Origin of the sequence: Rhizobium sp. UGM030330-04 (assembly GCF_003208455.1) — a bacterium.
Classification (GTDB): Bacteria; Pseudomonadota; Alphaproteobacteria; order Rhizobiales; family Rhizobiaceae; genus Agrobacterium; species Agrobacterium rhizogenes_A.
On sequence record NZ_QKML01000015.1, the window covers coordinates 135877 to 154958 of the forward strand.

Sequence of the window (19082 nt, forward strand, 5' to 3'; positions counted from 1 at the left end):
TTACGTCGGGAACTGCCGGTAACATTCCTCGGCGATCGCCTGCACCTCGTCGCGTGTCAGTTCGGCCGACACGGCGTAACCCAGTTCGTTGTCGATCCAGTAGAAGGTCTCGATGCCGTCGGCGCTCGCCATGCGGAAACTGGTGGTGCGGTTTTCCTCGTTGTGGCCGATCAGCACCGTCACCCGGCGGCCGGTCTTGTCCTGATACATCAGCATCGCGCCCGGCTTGCCGCTGACGGGGATGAGGCGTCCACCGACGAGGTCATAGCCGATCTTCGAGAGATCGGGGATGGCGAAGGGATAGCCGAGCCGCTTGCCGAGCCATGTCGCGAGATGCTGCTGCTCTCCGGCGCCGACTTCGACGGGATGGCGCACCTCGCTCGCATAGATGAGATAGGCGGATTTCGCCTGTGCCGGAATATCCGTCGTCAGCGATGCCAGCGTCACGTCCTGGGGGGTGGAAAAAGACGATGGCAGAAGCCTGCCGGCTGCGGCACCCGCGACGAAGATCATGAGGGCCGCCGCCGTTTTCAGGAGAGCCGGTTTCAGCCGCCATGGTCGGCCCGGTTCTTGCGGGCCAAGCAACGATGCATCATGCGGATGTGCGGCTGCATAGGAGGCGAAGGCGTTGCGAAGACTATCGGCCTGTTGTTTCCAATCCTGCACACGGGCCTGCTCTTCAGGTCTTTCTGCGAGCCACGCCTCGACAGCCGCGCGGTCGTCGTCGGAAAGAAGCCCGTCGACATAGGCGTGCAGGTCGTCTTCGGTTATGGCGTCGGGCCGTTTCATCGTGGTCTCCGCAGGGGAATGATATTGTCCGCCGCCAGCTGCTGACGAAGGGTTTCGCGGGCGCGGGACAGTCTGGACATGACGGTGCCGAGCGGGATCGACAGCATCTCGGCCGCCTCCTGGTAGCTGTAGCCTTCCACCGTCACCAGCATCAGCACAGCCCGCATATCCGGGGCAAGAAGGGCGAGCGCGCCGTGCAGCCGGTCATTCTCCAGCGTATCGGAAAGCGTGTCGGCGACGGCGATGGTTTCATGGCCCTCGAGGCTTTCTGACGGGTGACGTTTCTCGGCGCGATAGCGGTTGCGATAAAGATTCGTCATTATCGTGTAAGCCCATGATTTCAAACCTGTTCCGCGCCATTGCCTTTTATTGGCAAGGGCCTTTTCCACGCAGTCCTGCAGAAGGTCCTCGCCGTCGGCGTCGGAGCGGGAAAGGCTGCGGGAATAACGGCGCAGCATGGGTATCAGGGCCAGCATCTCCGCCTCGAAGCTGCCGGCTGCGGGGGAGAGGCTCCCCCGCGTTTTTCCAGTCATGCCGTCAGGGTTTTGCGGCATCCCATACACCGTTCATGCCATCGCCGGTGGCGTCGCCCTTCTTGGTATCCTTGATCCAGTAATAAAGCGGCATGCCGTCCTTTGCCCACTGCATCTTGCCATCCTTGCGTGTCACGAGGGAATAGGCGCCTTCCGCTTTGTCGCCGGTGGCCGCGAAAAACGGCGGCCAGTTCGTGGCGCATTTGTCATAACAATTGGATACGCCCTTCTTGTCGTTCTTGAAAGTGTAGAGCGTCATGCCTTTTTCGCCTGCCAGCACATTGCCTTTGGCGGTCTTGACCGTTTCGACCGCAGGGGCGGCATAGGCCGTTCCGGCAAAGGCCAGAATGAGGGCGGGAACGATAAAGCGGATCTTCATGGACATATCCTCCTTGGTTCGGGCGGGCTCAAGCCGCCAGCACACCAAGAGACACCGCAGGCGGCGGCTTTATTCCACGGGATCGCGAAATTTTCGCGATTTTTAAACTTATCCATTGAGCTAAGTGTTGCGTCGTGATAGTTAGCCTTATGGAAAACTATTCAGACGCGCTCGACGATATCTTCCAGTCTCTTGCCGATCCGACCCGCAGGGCGGTGATCCTGAGGCTGGGCGGCGGGGAGGCGAGCATCGGAACGCTGGCCGAACCCTTCGACATGGCCCTGCCTTCCTTCATGAAACACATTCGCCAGCTGGAAGAGGCCGGGCTGATCGTGACGCGCAAGCAGGGCCGTGTCCGGTTCTGCTCGCTGGAGAAACAGCGGTTTTCCATGCTTGACGGCTGGCTTTCGCAACAGCGCGCCATCTGGGAAGGCCGCACGGACCGGCTCGAACAATTCGTCATGGCGCAACAGGACAGGATGTCCGGCAAAGGGGAGAATGAGCAATGACCGAGACTTTCAATCCCGATCTCGACCTGAAGATTTCACGCATCATAAGGGCGCCGCGCCGGCTTGTGTGGAATGCATGGGTGGACAAGAACAGCCTTGAACAATGGTGGGTGCCACATCCCGGCCAGTGCCGGGTGGAAAAAATGGAGCTTTATCCCGGCGGCGCCTTCGAGACCCGCTACAGCGAGGATGGTACGGCATTCGGCGACCATATCAGCGGCTGTTTTCTGGCGGTGGATGATGGAGAGCGTCTGGTTTTCACCGATGCGCTGATTGCGGGTTTCCGCCCCTCCGCCCAACCGTTCCTCACCGCCGTCATGCAGTTTCGCGATCATCCCGAGGGCATGGAATATGTGGCCTATGCCATGCACAGAAACCCTGTGGATCGCGATAAGCACGCGGAGATGGGGTTCTTCGATGGCTGGAACACGGTTGCGGAGCAGCTGGCGCAGCTTGTCGAAAAGCAGGCGGCCCATTGAACGGCATCAGCCGAACAGGGCAATATCCGGCTTGTTGAGCATCAGCCAGATGATGCCGAGGACCGCAAAGAAAGCGGGGAAACCGCAGGCGAACCAGATGCGGTAAAGACGGAACCATTGCGCCGACAGGGCCTGTCCCGTAGCGGCGCAGTCTCTGGCGATATTGCGCAGTTGGATCTGTATCCACACCACCGGCAGCCAGAAAATGCCGGTGAAGACGTAAAGGCCAAGCGAAAGGGCGATCCAGCCTTCGGTCAGCGGCCAGCCGATGATGCGCGCGAGAAAATAGCCGGTCACCGGCTGGATGATCGCCGCCGTGGCGGTGAAGATCGTATCGGCAATGACGACCGTGCCCGCCACATGCGCGATCAGCGCCGGGTTTGCCGTTCGCCGTGCCATGACCATGAAAAATGCGATGCCCGCGCCGGTGCCGAACAGCACCGTTGCGCCGATGACATGGGCAAGCCGCAGCAGTTCCTCAAGCGTCATCAGCGTTCATCCAGCGTGGCGAGGGCAACAAGTGTCAGGGCGATGGAAGGCAGGACCTTGACCAAGGGGCCGAGCGGATCGAACCACAGGCCCGGTTCCAGCAGGCTGCCGCCGGCGAGGTAAGCAGCGCTGACCAGCAGCATGCCGATGAGCGCCTTTCTGGCGAGCGGCCGCAGCAGGACGGTGACGCCGAGGGCGATATCGATGAGGCAGGTGGCGAGTGTGAGGGTGACAGCCGATGCCTGCGGCATGAAGGGCAGAAAATGCGCCGCTGCTCCATTGATGTTCAGCAGCGGCACGAGGCCGGACAGCAGCCAGAATAAAGACAGGCAGAGGATGACCAGCGGTTTGAGCAGATAGGATCTGGCAAACCAAAGGTCCTGCACGCCGGAAGGGTGGGCGGCCAGCGTCTGTTTCAGGGTCTTGAGCGACGCCATCCTCGGTCCCGTTTCATTTTCCGTCACGATGCCTTCCGACATCACCGTCATGGCGGTTGAACGAAGCGGCGAGCGCCAGCCGAGCGCGCCTGCGGCGTCCGCCACAAGGCTGACAGGGTGCATGAGCGCCGACGGAAGATTTATGACGGGGGCAGGGGGCAGGCCGAGCCATTGCCGGTGCGTGGCGACCACATCCTGCAATGTCAGTGCTTCATCCGCGGCGAGTTCGAGATCGCTGCCAGGTGGAATTTCGCCGTCGATCGCCGCGTTGACGGCTGCCGCAACATCTTCGACCGCGACCGTTTGGACCGGCATCGTGCCATTGACGAGCGGCAACGTGAGGGGAAAGCTGGCGAGCGCGCGCACAAGTGCCGTGCCGCCATGGGCATTGCGCCCGACAACCAGCGCGGGGCGAAGAATGACGCAGGGCAGGCCGCTTGCGGCCAGTGCCGCGTCGGCGCGGCGTTTTGTGGCGAGAAAGGGCAGGTCGGCTGCGGCCCCCGCCGTGCGGGCCGATATCTGGATCAGCAGCCTGCCGCCCGCCTGTGCCGCCGCCTCGTAAAGCGCCAGCATCGCTTTTTCCTGTGTCGCGGCAAGATCGTCCGACAGACCGTCCTGAAGCGCGCCGGCGCAATTGACGATGGCGTCGTGATCCCCGACCAGCGCATCCCAGTCCGACACGCGTGTCATGCGGGCAAGGTCGGCGGAAATCCAGTTCGTGAAAGGCCATTTGTCGCGGGCGCGGGTAACCGAACGCGCAAGCCCCGTCACGGGGTGGCCACGGAGATGCAGGCTTCTGAGAACCTCCGAACCGATGAAACCTGTCGCGCCGAGAATCAATATCTTCATACCCGGCATGATAGCGACCATGGCTCAAAAACCAGCCGTGTTTTATTGCCGCATTCCGGCGGGATGATTCATCTTTCGTTCTTTTTCTGTTGCGCATGACGCTCGAATCCTGCGATGAGGACGCATGTTATTTTCACCGCAACAGGACGAAGCGCTCAAGGCTGTTTCCCGCTGGCTGAAGGAAGGCCGGACACCGGTTTTCCGGCTGTTCGGTTATGCCGGAACGGGCAAGACGACGCTTGCCAAGCATTTTGCGGAAAATGTCGATGGCGAGGTGCTGTTTGCGGCCTTCACCGGCAAGGCGGCGCAGGTGCTGCGTTCGCGTGGCGCGACCAATGCCCGCACCATCCATTCGCTGATCTATCGCCCGCGCGGTGAAGAAACGGTGGAAGACGAGGAAACCGGCAAAACCTCGATTGCGCCGATGTTCTCCATCAACCGCCAGAGCCCGCTCGCCAAGGCGGCGCTCATCATCATCGATGAATGTTCGATGGTGGACGAGCAGCTCGGCAAGGATCTGATGAGCTTCGGCACGCCCATCCTCGTGCTCGGCGATCCCGGACAGCTGCCGCCGGTTTCGGGCGGCGGCTTCTTCACGGAGCAGGAGCCGGATTACCTGCTGTCGGAAATCCATCGGCAGGCCAAGGACAATCCCATCATCCATCTCGCCATGGATGTGCGCGAAGGCCGTGAGATCATGCGTGGCGATTATGGTTCCGCGCAGGTGATTTCCAAGTCCGAGGTGACGCAGTCGCTCGTTCTGGAAGCCGATCAGGTGCTTGTGGGCACCAATCGCACGCGCCGCCGCTACAACCAGCGTCTCCGCGAGCTGAAGGGCTTCACGGCGGATTATCCGCAGTCGGGCGACAAGCTGGTCTGCCTCAGGAACGATCCGGCCAAGGGCCTGCTGAACGGCTCGCTCTGGCAGGTCATGAGTTCTTCGCGCGAGACGGTGAAGCCCGGCATCAACCTGATGATCCGGCCGGAAGACGACGATATGGACCGCGGCGCGGCCAAGATCAAATTGCTGAAGGCGGCGTTCGAGGATGTGGAGACCGAAATTCCGTGGTCGACCCGCAAGCGGTACGACGAATTCGATTTTGGCTATGCGCTGACCGTGCACAAGGCGCAGGGCTCGCAGTGGAACAACGTGGTTCTCTTCGATGAGAGCTACGCTTTCCGGGATTCTCGCGAAAGATGGCTTTATACCGCCATTACGCGTGCGGCAGAGACCCTGACGATCGTTCGTTGAGACAGGCTATTGGTTCTGTCTCCTTGTCCTGCGCATCGTCCGGACGGAAAGCCGCCATGCACCTTTTCAGGACATGCTTTCAAGCGCGGATGACGCCGAGCAGGACCGCCTTGGCGACCGCCTGAAAGCGGTTGCTGGCATTGAACTTGCCGATGATCTTCGCCTCCAGCGCGTTGAGATCACTGCCCGAAAGCCCGAGTGCGCGGGCAAGCCGCACCGGCGCGTAACCTTCCGCCATCAGTTCCAGGCATTTCCGTTCGGTATCGGTGAGCGCTATGTCCCTGGCCGAGCTTCGCTCCGCCGCATCGACACCGTCTCCATCGTCTTCGGCGACAAGCAGTTCCTCGATCTGGTGGGCCTGGCGCTGGAGGGTGGAAAGCTCGGCGGTCAATTCCCTCTTCCGTTGCCTCAGCGCTGCGCGGAATATGTCGTCCGCCTCGTCCTGGGAAAGCGTGCGCACGAGTTTTTCCATGATTTCGGTGATTGCTGCGACGGAAATGCCGACTTCGCGGCAGGCATTGATGACAGCCATGCGCTGGACGTTGCGGTGGGAATAGACCCGCATCTGGCCGATGCGTTTCGAGGTCAGCAGGGCCTTTTCCTCGTAAAAATGCAAGGTCCGGTGGGTTACCCCGAAGATATTGGCCATGTCGGCGATGGGGACGGGTTCCGCGGGCAGGGAGGAGGGCAGGCTTATATCCGGTAAAAAGCTGCTGATCCTTAGATTGGGTTTGTCCTCGTCGCCGTGACTTTCGAACGGCATCCGGCCATCCTGCATTGTCTCCCCCTTCGCGCTCTCTGGCAGCGTGCCTGCCTTTTAAGGCGTCCGTTGCTTGTTCCCCCGCGACGGACATGTTTTCCGATCAAGACATTGTGCCAAACGCTACATCAGAACCGTAACGTGTATCGTGTGTTTTCGTTCCCGCCATAATAAAAAATTTATCGGCCTCCTTGCGATTGGCGTCAACCTGCGTGAAACAGGGTGTCAATTCCGAACCGGAGCCGATGTCATGCCCGCAAAACTTTCTGTCAATCTGAACGCAATTGCCATGTTACGCAACCGTCGCGATCTTCCATGGCCGGATGTCGCGCATTTCGGGCATATTGCACTGGCGGCGGGGGCAAGCGGCCTGACTGTACACCCGCGACCCGACCAGCGCCATATCCGCTTTTCCGATCTGCCGGTGCTGCGCGCCCTGATCGACGACAGCTTCCCCGGCGCGGAATTCAACATCGAGGGTTATCCGACCGAGGATTTCCTCGTTCTCTGCGAGAAGACCCAGCCGGAACAGGTGACGCTGGTGCCCGACGACCCGTCGCAGGCGACGTCCGACCATGGCTGGGATTTCCGCAAACATGCGGTTTTCCTCAAGGACGTCGTGGGACGGCTGAAGGCTGGCGGCATGCGCGTCTCGCTGTTTGCGGATGGCGATGGTGAGCGCGAGCCGGTGGAGCTGGCGGCAGAGACGGGGGCTGCGCGTATCGAACTTTACACCGGCCCCTATGGCGGCTGTTTTGACGATCCGCAAAAGGCTGACGCGCTTGTCGAGAAGCTTGGGCAAACGGCAGACCATGCCAAAGCGCTCGGACTTGCGGTTAATGCCGGCCACGATCTTACGGTGGCAAACCTGCCCAAGCTGATGAAACGTATTCCTGATCTCGCCGAGGTTTCGATCGGTCACGGGCTGACGGCGGATGCGCTGGAATATGGCATGGCTGAAACAGTCCGGCGTTTTTGTCAGGCCTGCGGTCAGCCTATTTCATAACCAAAGTCAATTTTTTCGCCTATGCTTTGGCTGCGCATGCTCCGTGCGCGAGCTTTTGAAGGCAGAGACATATGCAAGAACATCATGTTGTCGTCGTGGGTGGAGGCTTCGGCGGTTTACAACTGGTACATGGGCTGGAGGGGGCCCCTGTCCGCATTACACTGATCGACCGCCGCAATCATCACCTGTTCCAGCCATTGCTTTATCAGGTGGCGACAACGGCGCTGGCGACATCCGAAATCGCCTGGCCGATCCGCCATCTTTACCGCGACCGCAAGGAGGTAACGACCCTGCTTGCGGAGGTGACCGGCATAGACCGGGCGGCGCGGACCGTGCATTTAAGTTCCGGTCAGGTGATCGGTTTCGATACGCTGGTGCTGGCCACGGGTGCGCGCCATGCCTATTTCGGCCGTGACGAGTGGGAGCGTTCCGCCCCCGGCCTCAAGACGCTGGAAGATGCAACGACGATCCGCCGCCGCCTGCTTCTGGCTTTCGAAAGGGCCGAACTTGCCACCAGCGAAGAGGAGCGGCAGGCGCAGCTGACCTTCGTCATCATCGGGGCGGGCCCGACGGGCGTGGAAATGGCGGGCATGATCGCCGAGCTGGCCCACAAGGCGCTGCCGGTGGAATTCCGCAATGTCGACACCCGGCAGACCCGCGTGCTGCTTGTCGAGGCCGGCCCGCGCGTCCTGCCGGTTTTCACCGAGGATCTTTCTGCCTATGCCAAGGAAGCGCTCGAAAAGCTCGGTGTCGAGGTTCTGCTCGGTACGCCGGTGACAGCCTGCAGCGATGAAGGTGTGACGGTGGGCGACACTTATTATCCCTGCCGCACGGTCGTCTGGGCCGCCGGTGTGCAGGCGTCTCCCGCCGCGAAGTGGCTAGGGGCGGCGGCCGACAGGGCGGGGCGCGCCATCGTCGGACCTCATCTCAATCTGCAAGACGATGCCGATATCTTCGTCATCGGCGATACGGCCGCCGTCAATCAGGAAAACGGCAAGCCGGTGCCGGGGATTGCGCCCGCGGCGAAGCAGCAGGGCGCTTATGTTGCAAAGGTCATCAGGGCGCGGCTGGACGGCAAACCATCGCTGGCTCCCTTCCGCTACAGCCATCAGGGCAATCTCGCCACCATCGGCAAACGCGCGGCGGTGATCGATTTCGGCAGGTTCAAGCTGAAGGGCGTGCTGGCATGGTGGATCTGGGGCCTTGCCCATATCTACTTCCTGATCGGAACGCGTTCGCGGCTTGCCGTGGCGTGGAGCTGGCTGTGGATTTATCTGAGCGGCCAGCACAGTGCGCGGCTGATTACCCAGAAAGAGACGCTGAAGGATGAGGCCTGAGGGCCGGACGGGCAAAGGACAAGGGCGGGAAGCATGGCTTCCCGCCCTTATGTTATGACAGCTGCGCCAGACTACTCCTCCGTCATGCCGGACTTGATCCGGCATCCAGACGCCGCGCGTCTGCGCGGCGAGAAGAGTTTTTCAGCCCAAGGATCTGGGCTGGCTGGACCCCGGATCTAGTCCGGGGTGACGGCGCGCGGATGGGGCGGGTTTGCCCAATCCAAGACTCACGCGTCGAGCGACGCCATGTCGATGACGAAGCGATACCGCACGTCGCTCTTCAGCACGCGCTCATAGGCTTCGTTGACGTCCTGGATGTTGATCGTCTCGATTTCGGAGACGATATTGTGCTCGCCGCAGAAATCCAGCATTTCCTGGGTTTCCTTGATCGAACCGATCATCGAGCCCGACAGGTTCCTCGCGCCGACGATCAGCGCGAAAGCGTGAACCGGAATCGGGTGCTCCGGTGCGCCGACCACGACCATGCTGCCCTTGGGTTTCAGGAGGCCGAGATAGGCATTCCAGTCGATGGCGACGCCGGCCGTGCAGATGATCAGGTCGAAGGTGCCGGCCAGCTTCTCGAAGGTCGAGGCGTCGCTGGTGGCGTAATATTCCTTCGCGCCGAGCTTCAGGCCGTCTTCCTTTTTCGACAGCGTCTGCGAGAGAACGGTGATATCCGCCCCCATGGCCGCGCCGAGCTTGACGCCCATATGGCCAAGGCCGCCCATACCGACAATCGCGACCTTCTGGCCGGGACCGGCGTTCCAGCGGCGCAGTGGCGAATAAAGCGTGATGCCGGCGCAGAGAAGCGGTGCGGATGCATCGAGCGGCAGGTTGTCCGGGATCGACAGGACATAACCTTCCTTGACGACGATCGAGTCCGAATAACCGCCATGGGTTGCGGTCTTGGTGTGCGGATCGACGTCGTTATAGGTCTGGACGAGGCCCGGCATATAATGCTCGTTGTCGAGATCGCGGGTGGCGCAGCCGACGCAGGAATCGACGAAGCAGCCGACGCCGACATGGTCGCCGACCTTGAATTTCGTGACCTTGGAGCCGACAGCCTTGACGACACCGGCAATCTCATGGCCGGGAACGATCGGGAAGACGGCATTCTTCCATTCGTTGCGGACGGTGTGGATGTCCGAGTGGCAGATGCCGGCATATTTGATATCGATGACGACGTCGTCATCGTTCGGCTCGCGGCGTTCGAAGGTGAACGGGGTAAGCGGCTTCGACGCGTCGGTCGCAGCGTAACCTCTAGCAATAGCCATCTGAATATCCTTTCGGGAGTTGGGGACGACGGAATATGCGATGAAAGAGGGACGCGGCGTTAGAGCGATCCTCCGAGCTTTTTGCACGATCCTGCAAAAATATGGTGGTGCACTCTTTGCGCGGGCCGCGCGGCTTTCTAGATAAAAGGCATCAGACGCATCTCTTCCTTCAGTTAAGGGATTTCCCCTATGTCCTTGCCGTTCAATGTCTATCAGGAGATTGCCTCCATTGCCGCGCGGCATGCTACCCAGGATGGCGAGGTGCAGACGGCAATCGACTCCCTCGGCATCAGCCGGCGCACGACGCCTAGCGCCCCGTGCCACGGCAGCTATCGCCCCTGTCTCGCCATGGTGATCCAGGGGTCGAAAAGCGTTCAGCTGGGAACGGACACCATCAATTACGGCGCGGGGGATTATCTCCTGACGTCGCTTGATCTGCCGGTTGCGTGGCGGGTGGTGGAGGCGAGCAGGGAGGTGCCGCATTTCTGCATCGCGCTTGCCATCGACAGTGAAAAGCTGCTCGACCTCATGCGGCGTGTGCCGATCGATCCGCCTTCGGAGCCGGCCAATGCGCAGCGTGGCATCGTCGTCAATGCCGCCACGCCGGAACTGCTCGATGCGGCCATCCGGCTGTTGCGCTTGCTCGATCGTCCAACAGAGATTGCCGCCATGGCGCCGCTGATCGAGCAGGAAATCCTCTATCGCATCCTGACAGGACCAGCCGGCGGGCAGCTGATGAACATCATTGCGGCCGGCAGTCAGGGCAACCGCATCGCCCGCGCCATTGCCTGGCTGCGTGAGAATTTCGCGCGCCAGCTGCGCATCGAAGACCTTGCCGAGCATATCGGCATGAGCGTGTCGTCCTTCCATCACCATTTCAAGACGATCACGGCCATGACGCCGGTGCAGTACCAGAAGCAGCTGCGGCTGCATGAGGCGCGCCGGCTGATGCTTGCGGAACGGCTGGATGCGGGCACGGCCGGCCATCGTGTCGGTTACCAGAGCCCGTCGCAGTTCAGCCGCGAATATAGCCGTTTTTACGGATTGTCGCCGTCACGCGATATCGATGCTTCGCGTGAGATTATCGCGGCGGAACAGGCTGTTTCGCCTTCGACCCTTCGGGCTTGAGCAAAGGTCGCTGTTTTAAGGCCCGTTCCGTCCGGGCGCGGGATGGAACGGGCCGGCATTTCAGCCGAGCAGTGCGGATTTATGCGCGCTGAAGAAATCCGCTGCGGATTGCGGCGTCGCACCTGTCAGCGTTTCGAAGTCTCGGGTCACGATGTCGAAGTTTCCGGCGGCGATATTGGCGTCGGCGGAAGCGATCATGCCGGCAATGATCTCAGGCAATCCCGTCGCTGTTATGGCCTGCTTGAGCTGCTCGGGTGTGACCTGCGCCACGGCAAGCGGCTTGCCCGTCACCTCGCTTATCAGGGAAGCCAGACCGTCGGCCGTCGATGTTTCCGCCCCGGTCAGCGTATAGGTCCGGTTTTCCGCCGGTTTCAGCAGTGCGGCTGCGGCGGCATGGGCGCAGTCTTCCCGGGAAATATCGGCGACCCTGCCGTTGCCCCGGGCCGTGAACCACTGGCCGTTTTTCAGATTTTGCGGCATGCCGTGCAGGTGGTTGTCGAAATACCAGGCATTGCGAAGAATGGTGTAGGGCAGGCCGCTTGCCTTGATCGCTGTTTCCGTTCCCAGATGATCGGGTGCGAAGCTGACGAGCGATTTGTCGGGGCTTGGCATCGACGTATAGGCGATATGCCGGATACCGGCTCTTGTGGCTGCCTCCACCGCCGTTTGGTGCTGTCTGAGGCGAAGGCCGGGGACCATGAGCGCATCGGTGGAGATGACCAGCAGCGTGTCGATGCCGGAAAAGGCCGCGTCAAGCGATGCGGGATCGTCGAAATCCGCGCGTCGCACTTCGACGCCTTTTGCTGCAAGCGCGGAGAGCCGGGATACGTCGCGGGTGGCGGCGACGATGTTGGCGGCCGGGACATGGTAGGTCTCCAGGAGGTGGCGGATGACGGCCTGTCCAAGCTGTCCGGCGGCGCCGGTCACCAGAATTCTGCTCATGATTTTTATCCTTTCGGTGGTCTCAAAAAGAGAGCAGCACTAAAATAGGAATTGCCTATAGGCTGTAAAGAAGGCAGGTTCTGCGCGGATCGTTACCAAAAGGGAACCATGCTTATGGATGTTGTCGGGCCCGCGAGGCAGGAAAACAGGCTGGACGAGGCCTTCGGGCTGGTGTTTTCCGCCACCAGTGTTGCCGATTGCCCCGTGCGGGACGTCATGAGCCAGATCGGCGGCAAATGGTCCACTTTGCTGCTGGGCGCGATAGCATCGAAGCCCTACCGTTTCGGCGAGCTGCGGCGCATGGTGCCGGATATTTCCCAGCGCATGCTGACCCAGACGCTGCGGGATTTGCAGCGCGAAGGCTATATTCACCGGCAGGTCTTTCCGACGAAGCCGCCAAGCGTGGAATACAGCATCACCCCGCTCGGCGCATCGCTCTACGCGCCGCTTAAAGTCGTCATTCAATGGGCGCTCGACAATCACGATGCGATACGCAAGGCAAGAAGCCGGTTCGACATCGAGAACTGAATGCCGGCGCCTGCCACGCTTCATGCTGCGGCGCGTGGCCATGCCGCAGCGCGTCAATTCTCGTCCTCCTCTGAAGAATCCGCTTGACCGGGAAGCAGCCTCCGCTTAAATGGCGCTCGAACCGTACCGTACGGTACATTAATCGAGCCCCTGGAGTGGAAAAGACTTGGCTTCCGACCCGATCACAGCGCAGGAATTTTCGCCGCGCCAGAACGCCGTTCTGGATCAGGCATTGCGTCTATTGGTCGAGGGCGGCGAAAAAGCGCTCACCACATCCGGGCTGGCGCGTGCCGCCAACTGTTCCAAGGAAAGCCTCTACAAGTGGTTCGGCGACCGGGACGGCCTGCTGGCGGCGATGATCACCTTTCAGCAGAGCAAGGTCCGCACCTTCGAGAAGGCGGGCGACCGTGTCTCCGCACCGCAGCTTGCCGATCACCTTGAGGTTTTCGCGCATGATCTGCTGGATGTACTGGCGGGTGACGTGTCGCTGGCGCTCAACCGTCTGGCCATCGGGCAGGCGAGCCGCGACGGTTCGAAGCTTGGCGATCTGCTGCTGGAACGCGGCCGTCGCCAGATCGACCGCCGCGCCCGTGGACTGATCGAAGCGGGTCGCCGATCCGGCTACCTGCGCTTCGATGACGCCGAAGAGGCGTATCGCGGTTTTTACGGTCTCATCGTTTCGGATCTGCATGTGCGCATGCTGCTGGGTGAGGCGCCGGACAAGGATTTTTCCGCCCGGGCGAAGAAGGCGGTCGTCGCCTTTCTGACGCTTTACGGGACGGAAAAGGTACATTCGGAACTGGGCGGCAAGGTCGCCTGAGATTCCGGTTCAGACAACTGAGAGACAAGCATTAGGGAAGGACCATAAAATGCGCGTTTATTATGATCGTGATGCCGATCTCAATCTCATCAAGTCCAAGAATGTCGTCATCGTCGGTTACGGCTCCCAGGGCCGCGCCCATGCGCTGAACCTCAAGGATTCCGGCGCCAAGAACGTCGTCATTGCGCTCAAGGCCGGTTCGCCGACCGTCAAGAAGGCAGAAGCCGACGGCTTCAAGGTCATGACCGTTGCCGAAGCCGCCAAGTGGGGCGACCTTCTGATGATGGCGACGCCTGACGAACTGCAGGCCGACATCTACAAGGCCGACATTGCCGGCAACATCCGTGATGGCGCGGCGATTGCCTTCGCACACGGCCTCAACGTTCACTTCGGCCTCATCGAGCCGAAGGCATCGCTCGACGTCGTCATGATCGCACCGAAGGGCCCCGGCCACACGGTTCGCGGCGAATACCAGAAGGGCGGCGGCGTTCCCTGCCTCGTTGCCGTTCACCAGAACGCTTCGGGCAACGCGCTTGAACTCGCTCTCTCCTACGCCTGCGGCGTTGGCGGCGGCCGTTCGGGCATCATCGAAACCAACTTCAAGGAAGAGTGCGAAACCGACCTCTTCGGCGAACAGGTCGTTCTGTGCGGTGGTCTCGTCGAACTCATCCGCGCCGGTTTCGAAACGCTGGTCGAAGCCGGTTACGCACCGGAAATGGCCTATTTCGAGTGCCTGCACGAAGTGAAGCTGATCGTGGACCTGATCTATGAAGGCGGCATCGCCAACATGAACTACTCGATCTCCAACACGGCCGAGTGGGGCGAATACGTCACCGGTCCGCGCATCATCACCGCCGACACCAAGGCTGAAATGAAGCGCGTTCTGCACGACATCCAGACCGGCAAGTTCACCTCCGAGTGGATGCAGGAATGGAAGGCCGGCGCTGCCCGCTTCAAGGGTATCCGTCGCAACAACGACGCCCACCAGATCGAAGAAGTCGGCGCCAAGCTGCGCGGCATGATGCCCTGGATCGGCAAGAACAAGCTGGTCGACAAGGCTGTCAACTAAGCTTCATTGTTTGGTAGAGAATTGGAAGGCCGGAGCGAAAGCTCCGGCCTTTTTGTTTTCGATGCGCCGTTACACGATGGCGTCGTCTTCCTCGACGATGACGGAAACGGGGAAGTGATCGGAAAAACCGCCGAGATTGACGTTTTTGACCGCATCGCCTTTCGACAGGCCGAAGCGGATCGGCCCCTCATTCTTGCTGTGGCTGACCATGGCGGCAATCGCTTCGACCTTTGCGGTTTCTTCCCGCACCTTGAAGCCGCTGTTGCCGGTCAGAAGCGATCGGGAAACGAGAATCTGATCGAAGATATTGGCGTCGCCGTTGAAATAGAGCGTGCCGTAGATCGTTCTGGCCGAGCCGACGGAGTCCACCACCGGCTGGCGCAGATAGTTCCAGGCGAGATTGTAGAACATGGCCGATTGCGAATTCTCGACATCGTCGCGCTCGCGGGTGGAATTGGCATGGTAGCGCAGCGAGGCATCGGAAGGATCGTCGTTGAAGTCGCCGAAGGCGAGGACGGCGATGTCGTTGCCTTTTTCTTCCCTGATACGCTGGTGCCAGTAGCCCAGCGTTTCACCGGCTGTCATGCGAAAACCGGCGCTTTCCACCGCGCCGCCCGAGCGTGACGGCCAGTGATTGGAGAGCGCGATAAGCTGGCGGCCGCCTTTGGTAATGAAAGTGCATTGGGTAATGTCGCGCGTGCCGGTGCGGCGCATCACGAAATGGCTGAAAATCTCGTTTTCGTTGATCAGCAGCTTCTTGCTGTCGTAGATGAAGGCGGTGTCGATGCCGCGCTGGTCCTTACTGGAATCGGCGTGCACGACGCGATAGGCGCGCGCCGGCAGGAGGTCGTTCAGATGGTCCGCCAGCGTCTCCAGGACGAAACGGTTTTCGACTTCGCAGACACCGAGCAGGTCCGGACCCGCGCCGCCGATCTGGCTTATGATCGAACCGAGCTGTTTGACCTTGGTTTTGAACAGGTCCTCGGTCCAGCCTTTCAGATCGTTCTTCAGCCGTTCGGCAATCCACGGCTCGCGCGCCGGATAACCCTCCGGCGCAAACAGGTTTTCGACATTCCAGAACGCCAGGACATATTGGGTCATGATCCGCACACCTCCGGTTGGTTTTTGAAGCCTAGTGGAAGTTTTTGCCACAACAACTTGAAATTGTCATGAAGGCGGGCGGCTGGCACAATTTCCGTGTGCGGCCTTATGCGGCCGGCGGGATGACACCCTTTGTCAGGAGGAAGCAGCCATAAAACCGGGTTTCGCCCGTGGTGATGACGCAGTAGGCCTGTTTGGCTTTTTCGTAGAAGGCGAAGCGTTCGATGCCATACATGGGGGCCGGTTTTCCTTCCGCCACATCGATTTCCTTCTGCACTTCGGCCTGCACCGGTTCCAGCTGATCGGGCGCGCCCATCACTTCCATGCGGCCGACGGATGGCTGCAACGGCGTATCGAGCGGCAGGACGGACAGGATGGCCTTCATGGCGCGGGCTGCCGAGACATTGTCGATATGCAGCACCTTGCCGACGGCCGTGTGGCGGGCAACCGAATCGGAAGGGAAGTTGGTGTCGGAGATCACCAGCGTATCGCCGTGACCCATTGCGCGCAGCGCGTGCAGAACATCGGCGTTCAGCGCCGGGTCGATGTTTTTCAGCATGTCGTCAAACTCCCATGATACTTCCGCCGTGTTGCGGCGCGCGCAATGCAGCCGGAAAACCATGCCGCGTCAATCGCAAAGGTGTGATTGTGAAGCTTTGCGCAAGGGTGTATTTGGCTTTGTCCGCAAAATCCGGCCCCAAGGCGGGTGGGTTGCGGGCAATGTGCTGGGAGGCAGAAATAATTCGAAAAACTGATAAGTCAGTATTGCTGACGTATCGACATTTCTGTAAAGATGCACGCATAAAAACGACACAAGAGGAAACGTACCCATGCTTGATTGGGAACAAATTTTCGCCACGCGCTCTTCGCGCATGAAAGCGTCTGAAATCCGCGAGCTGCTGAAGCTGCTCGAGCAGCCCGACATCATCTCCTTTGCCGGCGGTATTCCGGACCCGGCTCTTTTCCCCGCAGAGGAGTTCCAGCAGGCTTATGCGGAAATTTTTTCGGGTTCGCAGGTCAACGCGGCGCTGCAATATTCGGTGAGCGAAGGTTACAAGCCGCTGCGCGAATGGCTGGCGGGCGAAATGGCCGATATCGGCATCGACTGCACCGCCGATAACGTCTTCATCGTTTCCGGTTCGCAGCAGGGCCTCGATTATCTCGGCAAGCTGTTCCTGTCGCCGAAGGATACGGCGCTCGTCACCTGGCCGACCTATCTCGGCGCGCTTTCCGCCTTCAACGCCTATGAGCCGAATTACGATCAGCTCAATCCCGGCGGCAATCGCACGCCGGAGGCTTACCGCGAAACGGCAGCCAAGCTCGGTGGTGCGGTGAAGTTCGCTTATCTCTCGGCTGATTTCTCCAATCCGACCGGCGAAACCGTCGATCTGGCCGGCCGCGAAAAGGTTCTGGCGCTGGCCGATGAGCTTGACATCGCCGTCATCGAAGACGCTGCCTACCAGTCGCTGCGTTACGATGGCGAGGCTATCCCGCCGATCATGGCACTCGACATCGCCCGCTCGGGCGGTATCGAGAACACCCGCACCATCTATTGCGGCAGCTTTTCGAAGACGCTGGCACCCGGCCTTCGCGTCGGTTACATCGTCGCTTCCGCGCCGGTTATCCGCAAGCTGGTGCTGATGAAGCAGGCCGCCGACCTGCATTCCTCCACCATCAACCAGATCGCCATCGAACGGGTCGCCTCGCGTGGCTTCGACAAACAGGTCGCCAAGATCAAGGCAGCCTATAGTGCCCGCCGTGACGCGATGCTGGCCGCGCTCGACAGATACATGCCGAAGGGCACGCACTGGACGAAGCCGGAAGGTGGCATGTTCATCTGGGTGACGTTGCCGGAAGGTATGGACGGTGCGGCGCTGCTGGCCAAATCCATCGCCACGGAAAAGGTCGCCTTCGTTCCCGGCCGCGCCTTCTTCGCGGATGGCTCCGGCACGAACACGCTGCGCATCAGCTTCTCCTGCGCCAACGAGGCGATGATCGAGGAAGGCATGAAGCGGCTTGGCCGGTTGATTGCAACGGCGCAGGCGGAAACGGGCGAGGCGCTGCCGGCGATTTGAGGGCGGCTGGCGATGAGGCCTTGAAAGGTGGAGGGTGCGGCTTACCCCTCTCTGCCCTGCCGGGCATCTCCCCCTCAAGGGGGGAGATCAGCAAGACGCTCTACCGTTACTCCACTCTCAAGCTTCGAGATGGGCGAGGCCTAGCCACAGATCGATCTCCCCCCTTGAGGGGGAGATGCCCGGCAGGGCAGAGGGGGGTAAACCGCGAGTGCCGAGGGGCAACGTTACTCTCAACCCCGCCGCCCCAAGATATCCCATCCCAAAAATCCTGCCTGTCACATACATGTTATGCAATCATGTTTAAGCGGTCCCACCAAACAACAGGGACTGGACCCATGAAAACGCTGCTCTCCGCTTTCACCGCCATCGTATCGCTCGGCTTCATCGCCACTGCCGCCAATGCCGCCGATCTGGTGCTTTACACCAGCCAGCCGAACGAGGACGCACAGGCGACCGTCGATGGTTTCAAGGCCGCCAATCCCGGTCTCGAGGTTGAATGGGTACGTGACGGAACGCCGAAGATCATGGCCAAGCTGATGGCCGAGATCAATGCCGGCAATCCGGTTGCCGACGTGCTTCTGATCGCAGATACGGTCACGCTGGAGCGCATGAAGCAGGCCGACCAGCTTCTTGCCTACAAGTCTGCGGAAGCCAGGAACATCGACGCTTCGCTTTATGATGCGGACGGCTATTATTACTCCACCAAGCTCATCACCACTGGCATCATGTACAACACCGCTGCCGCAATGAAGCCGACGAGCTGGAAGGATCTGGCCAAGGCTGAAGCCAAGGGTCTCGTGACCATGCCAAGCCCGCTGACCTCGGGTGCGGCGCTGATCCACGCACAGACGCTTGCCGCTGCCGATGGCCTCGGCTGGGACTATTACAAGCAGCTGAAGGCCAATGAAGCCATTGCCGGCGGCGGCAACGGCGCGGTTCTGAAGTCCGTCGCATCGGGTGAAAAGGCCTATGGCGTGGTCGTCGATTACATGCCGATCCGCGAAAAGGCCAAGGGCGCGCCGGTCGAGTTCGTTTTCCCGGAAGAGGGCGTTTCGGCCGTCACCGAGCCGGTTGCGATCATCAAGGGCACCAAGCATGAGGAAGCGGCCAAGAAGTTCGTCGATTACGTGCTTTCTGAAAAGGGCCAGCAGGGCTTCGTCAAGCTCGGTTACATTCCTGTTCGTGCCGATGCCGGTATGCCGGAAGGTTTCCCGTCCCGCGACAAGATCAAGGTTCTGCCGCTCAACGCCGCCGATGCGCTGAAGAATTCCGAACAGGACCTGAAGACCTTCTCCGACACTTTCGGCTCCAAGGGCTGATAGTACG

The 19082-nt window shown here is 60.6% G+C and carries 21 protein-coding genes; 11 read left to right on the forward strand and 10 right to left on the reverse strand.

The window, feature by feature from the left end; genetic code table 11:
• Genes N434_RS21405 through N434_RS21415 form a run of 3 tightly spaced genes read right to left on the reverse strand, consistent with a single transcriptional unit; the run spans nucleotide 1 to nucleotide 1707 of the window.
• A complete protein-coding gene (locus tag N434_RS21405) occupies nucleotides 1-789 on the reverse strand; it encodes an anti-sigma factor family protein (protein WP_110760213.1) in 789 nt (262 codons plus the stop codon).
• Nucleotides 786-1343: a sigma-70 family RNA polymerase sigma factor gene (locus N434_RS21410; protein ID WP_174034381.1), complete on the reverse strand. Its 558-nt coding sequence runs from the start codon at nucleotides 1341-1343 to the stop codon at nucleotides 786-788. Before N434_RS21410 ends, N434_RS21405 begins: the two co-directional genes overlap by 4 nt.
• Nucleotides 1327-1707, reverse strand: coding sequence for a COG4315 family predicted lipoprotein (locus tag N434_RS21415; RefSeq protein WP_065113711.1), 381 nt, complete (start codon nucleotides 1705-1707; stop codon nucleotides 1327-1329). The genes N434_RS21410 and N434_RS21415 overlap by 17 nt, the downstream gene beginning before the upstream one ends.
• 143 nt (nucleotides 1708-1850) lie before the next feature.
• Here N434_RS21415 and N434_RS21420 point away from each other — a divergent pair, with 143 nt between their 5' ends.
• A complete protein-coding gene (locus N434_RS21420; RefSeq protein ID WP_181424039.1) occupies nucleotides 1851-2210 on the forward strand; it encodes an ArsR/SmtB family transcription factor in 360 nt (119 codons plus the stop codon).
• Nucleotides 2207-2689, forward strand: a complete 483-nt coding sequence (locus tag N434_RS21425; protein ID WP_110760215.1) for an SRPBCC family protein — start codon at nucleotides 2207-2209, stop codon at nucleotides 2687-2689. The genes N434_RS21420 and N434_RS21425 overlap by 4 nt, the downstream gene beginning before the upstream one ends.
• A gap of 6 nt (nucleotides 2690-2695) precedes the next feature.
• On the opposite strand, the gene N434_RS21430 is transcribed toward N434_RS21425, so the two are convergent.
• Complete coding sequence (locus N434_RS21430; RefSeq protein WP_110760216.1) at nucleotides 2696-3178, reverse strand: DUF2269 family protein; 483 nt, start codon at nucleotides 3176-3178, stop codon at nucleotides 2696-2698.
• The gene (locus N434_RS21435; RefSeq protein ID WP_110760255.1) at nucleotides 3178-4464 is read right to left on the reverse strand and encodes an SDR family oxidoreductase; all 1287 of its coding nucleotides are present in this window, start codon (nucleotides 4462-4464) and stop codon (nucleotides 3178-3180) included. The genes N434_RS21430 and N434_RS21435 overlap by 1 nt, the downstream gene beginning before the upstream one ends.
• 124 nt (nucleotides 4465-4588) lie before the next feature.
• Here N434_RS21435 and N434_RS21440 point away from each other — a divergent pair, with 124 nt between their 5' ends.
• On the forward strand, nucleotides 4589-5716 hold the full coding sequence (locus N434_RS21440; protein ID WP_065113707.1) for an ATP-dependent DNA helicase: 1128 nt from the start codon (nucleotides 4589-4591) through the stop codon (nucleotides 5714-5716).
• Nucleotides 5717-5795: 79 nt separating this feature from the next.
• On the opposite strand, the gene N434_RS21445 is transcribed toward N434_RS21440, so the two are convergent.
• The gene (locus N434_RS21445; RefSeq protein WP_110760217.1) at nucleotides 5796-6494 is read right to left on the reverse strand and encodes a MerR family transcriptional regulator; all 699 of its coding nucleotides are present in this window, start codon (nucleotides 6492-6494) and stop codon (nucleotides 5796-5798) included.
• 232 nt (nucleotides 6495-6726) lie between these two features.
• Here N434_RS21445 and N434_RS21450 point away from each other — a divergent pair, with 232 nt between their 5' ends.
• Together N434_RS21450 and N434_RS21455 are read left to right on the forward strand one after the other, a co-directional pair.
• Complete coding sequence (locus N434_RS21450; RefSeq protein ID WP_065113705.1) at nucleotides 6727-7482, forward strand: pyridoxine 5'-phosphate synthase; 756 nt, start codon at nucleotides 6727-6729, stop codon at nucleotides 7480-7482.
• 71 nt (nucleotides 7483-7553) lie between these two features.
• Entirely contained in the window at nucleotides 7554-8819 is a 1266-nt protein-coding gene (locus N434_RS21455) for an NAD(P)/FAD-dependent oxidoreductase (RefSeq protein WP_110760218.1), read from the forward strand.
• A gap of 227 nt (nucleotides 8820-9046) precedes the next feature.
• Here N434_RS21455 and N434_RS21460 read toward each other — a convergent pair whose 3' ends face one another.
• Nucleotides 9047-10093: an NAD(P)-dependent alcohol dehydrogenase gene (locus tag N434_RS21460; RefSeq protein WP_065113703.1), complete on the reverse strand. Its 1047-nt coding sequence runs from the start codon at nucleotides 10091-10093 to the stop codon at nucleotides 9047-9049.
• Nucleotides 10094-10282: 189 nt separating this feature from the next.
• On the opposite strand from N434_RS21460, the gene N434_RS21465 reads away from it, so the two are divergent.
• The gene (locus N434_RS21465; RefSeq protein ID WP_110760219.1) at nucleotides 10283-11221 is read left to right on the forward strand and encodes an AraC family transcriptional regulator; all 939 of its coding nucleotides are present in this window, start codon (nucleotides 10283-10285) and stop codon (nucleotides 11219-11221) included.
• Between the two features lie 60 nt (nucleotides 11222-11281).
• On the opposite strand, the gene N434_RS21470 is transcribed toward N434_RS21465, so the two are convergent.
• Nucleotides 11282-12166, reverse strand: coding sequence for an SDR family oxidoreductase (locus N434_RS21470; protein ID WP_110760220.1), 885 nt, complete (start codon nucleotides 12164-12166; stop codon nucleotides 11282-11284).
• Nucleotides 12167-12277: 111 nt separating this feature from the next.
• Between N434_RS21470 and N434_RS21475 the strand changes: the two genes are divergently transcribed.
• The 3 genes from N434_RS21475 to ilvC all read left to right on the forward strand — a co-directional run bounded on the left by N434_RS21475 (nucleotide 12278) and on the right by ilvC (nucleotide 14580).
• Complete coding sequence (locus tag N434_RS21475) at nucleotides 12278-12691, forward strand: winged helix-turn-helix transcriptional regulator (protein WP_110760221.1); 414 nt, start codon at nucleotides 12278-12280, stop codon at nucleotides 12689-12691.
• Nucleotides 12692-12857: 166 nt separating this feature from the next.
• Entirely contained in the window at nucleotides 12858-13511 is a 654-nt protein-coding gene (locus N434_RS21480; RefSeq protein WP_110760222.1) for a TetR/AcrR family transcriptional regulator, read from the forward strand.
• 49 nt (nucleotides 13512-13560) lie between these two features.
• Nucleotides 13561-14580, forward strand: coding sequence for a ketol-acid reductoisomerase (gene ilvC, locus N434_RS21485; RefSeq protein ID WP_035260000.1), 1020 nt, complete (start codon nucleotides 13561-13563; stop codon nucleotides 14578-14580).
• Between the two features lie 69 nt (nucleotides 14581-14649).
• On the opposite strand, the gene N434_RS21490 is transcribed toward ilvC, so the two are convergent.
• Together N434_RS21490 and N434_RS21495 are read right to left on the reverse strand one after the other, a co-directional pair.
• Nucleotides 14650-15681: an endonuclease/exonuclease/phosphatase family protein gene (locus tag N434_RS21490; RefSeq protein ID WP_110760223.1), complete on the reverse strand. Its 1032-nt coding sequence runs from the start codon at nucleotides 15679-15681 to the stop codon at nucleotides 14650-14652.
• Between the two features lie 106 nt (nucleotides 15682-15787).
• Complete coding sequence (locus tag N434_RS21495; RefSeq protein ID WP_110760256.1) at nucleotides 15788-16240, reverse strand: RbsD/FucU family protein; 453 nt, start codon at nucleotides 16238-16240, stop codon at nucleotides 15788-15790.
• Between the two features lie 271 nt (nucleotides 16241-16511).
• Here N434_RS21495 and N434_RS21500 point away from each other — a divergent pair, with 271 nt between their 5' ends.
• Complete coding sequence (locus tag N434_RS21500; protein ID WP_065113697.1) at nucleotides 16512-17756, forward strand: aminotransferase-like domain-containing protein; 1245 nt, start codon at nucleotides 16512-16514, stop codon at nucleotides 17754-17756.
• Between the two features lie 335 nt (nucleotides 17757-18091).
• The gene (locus tag N434_RS21510) at nucleotides 18092-19075 is read left to right on the forward strand and encodes an ABC transporter substrate-binding protein (protein WP_065113696.1); all 984 of its coding nucleotides are present in this window, start codon (nucleotides 18092-18094) and stop codon (nucleotides 19073-19075) included.
• The last annotated feature ends 7 nt before the right edge of the window (nucleotides 19076-19082 follow it).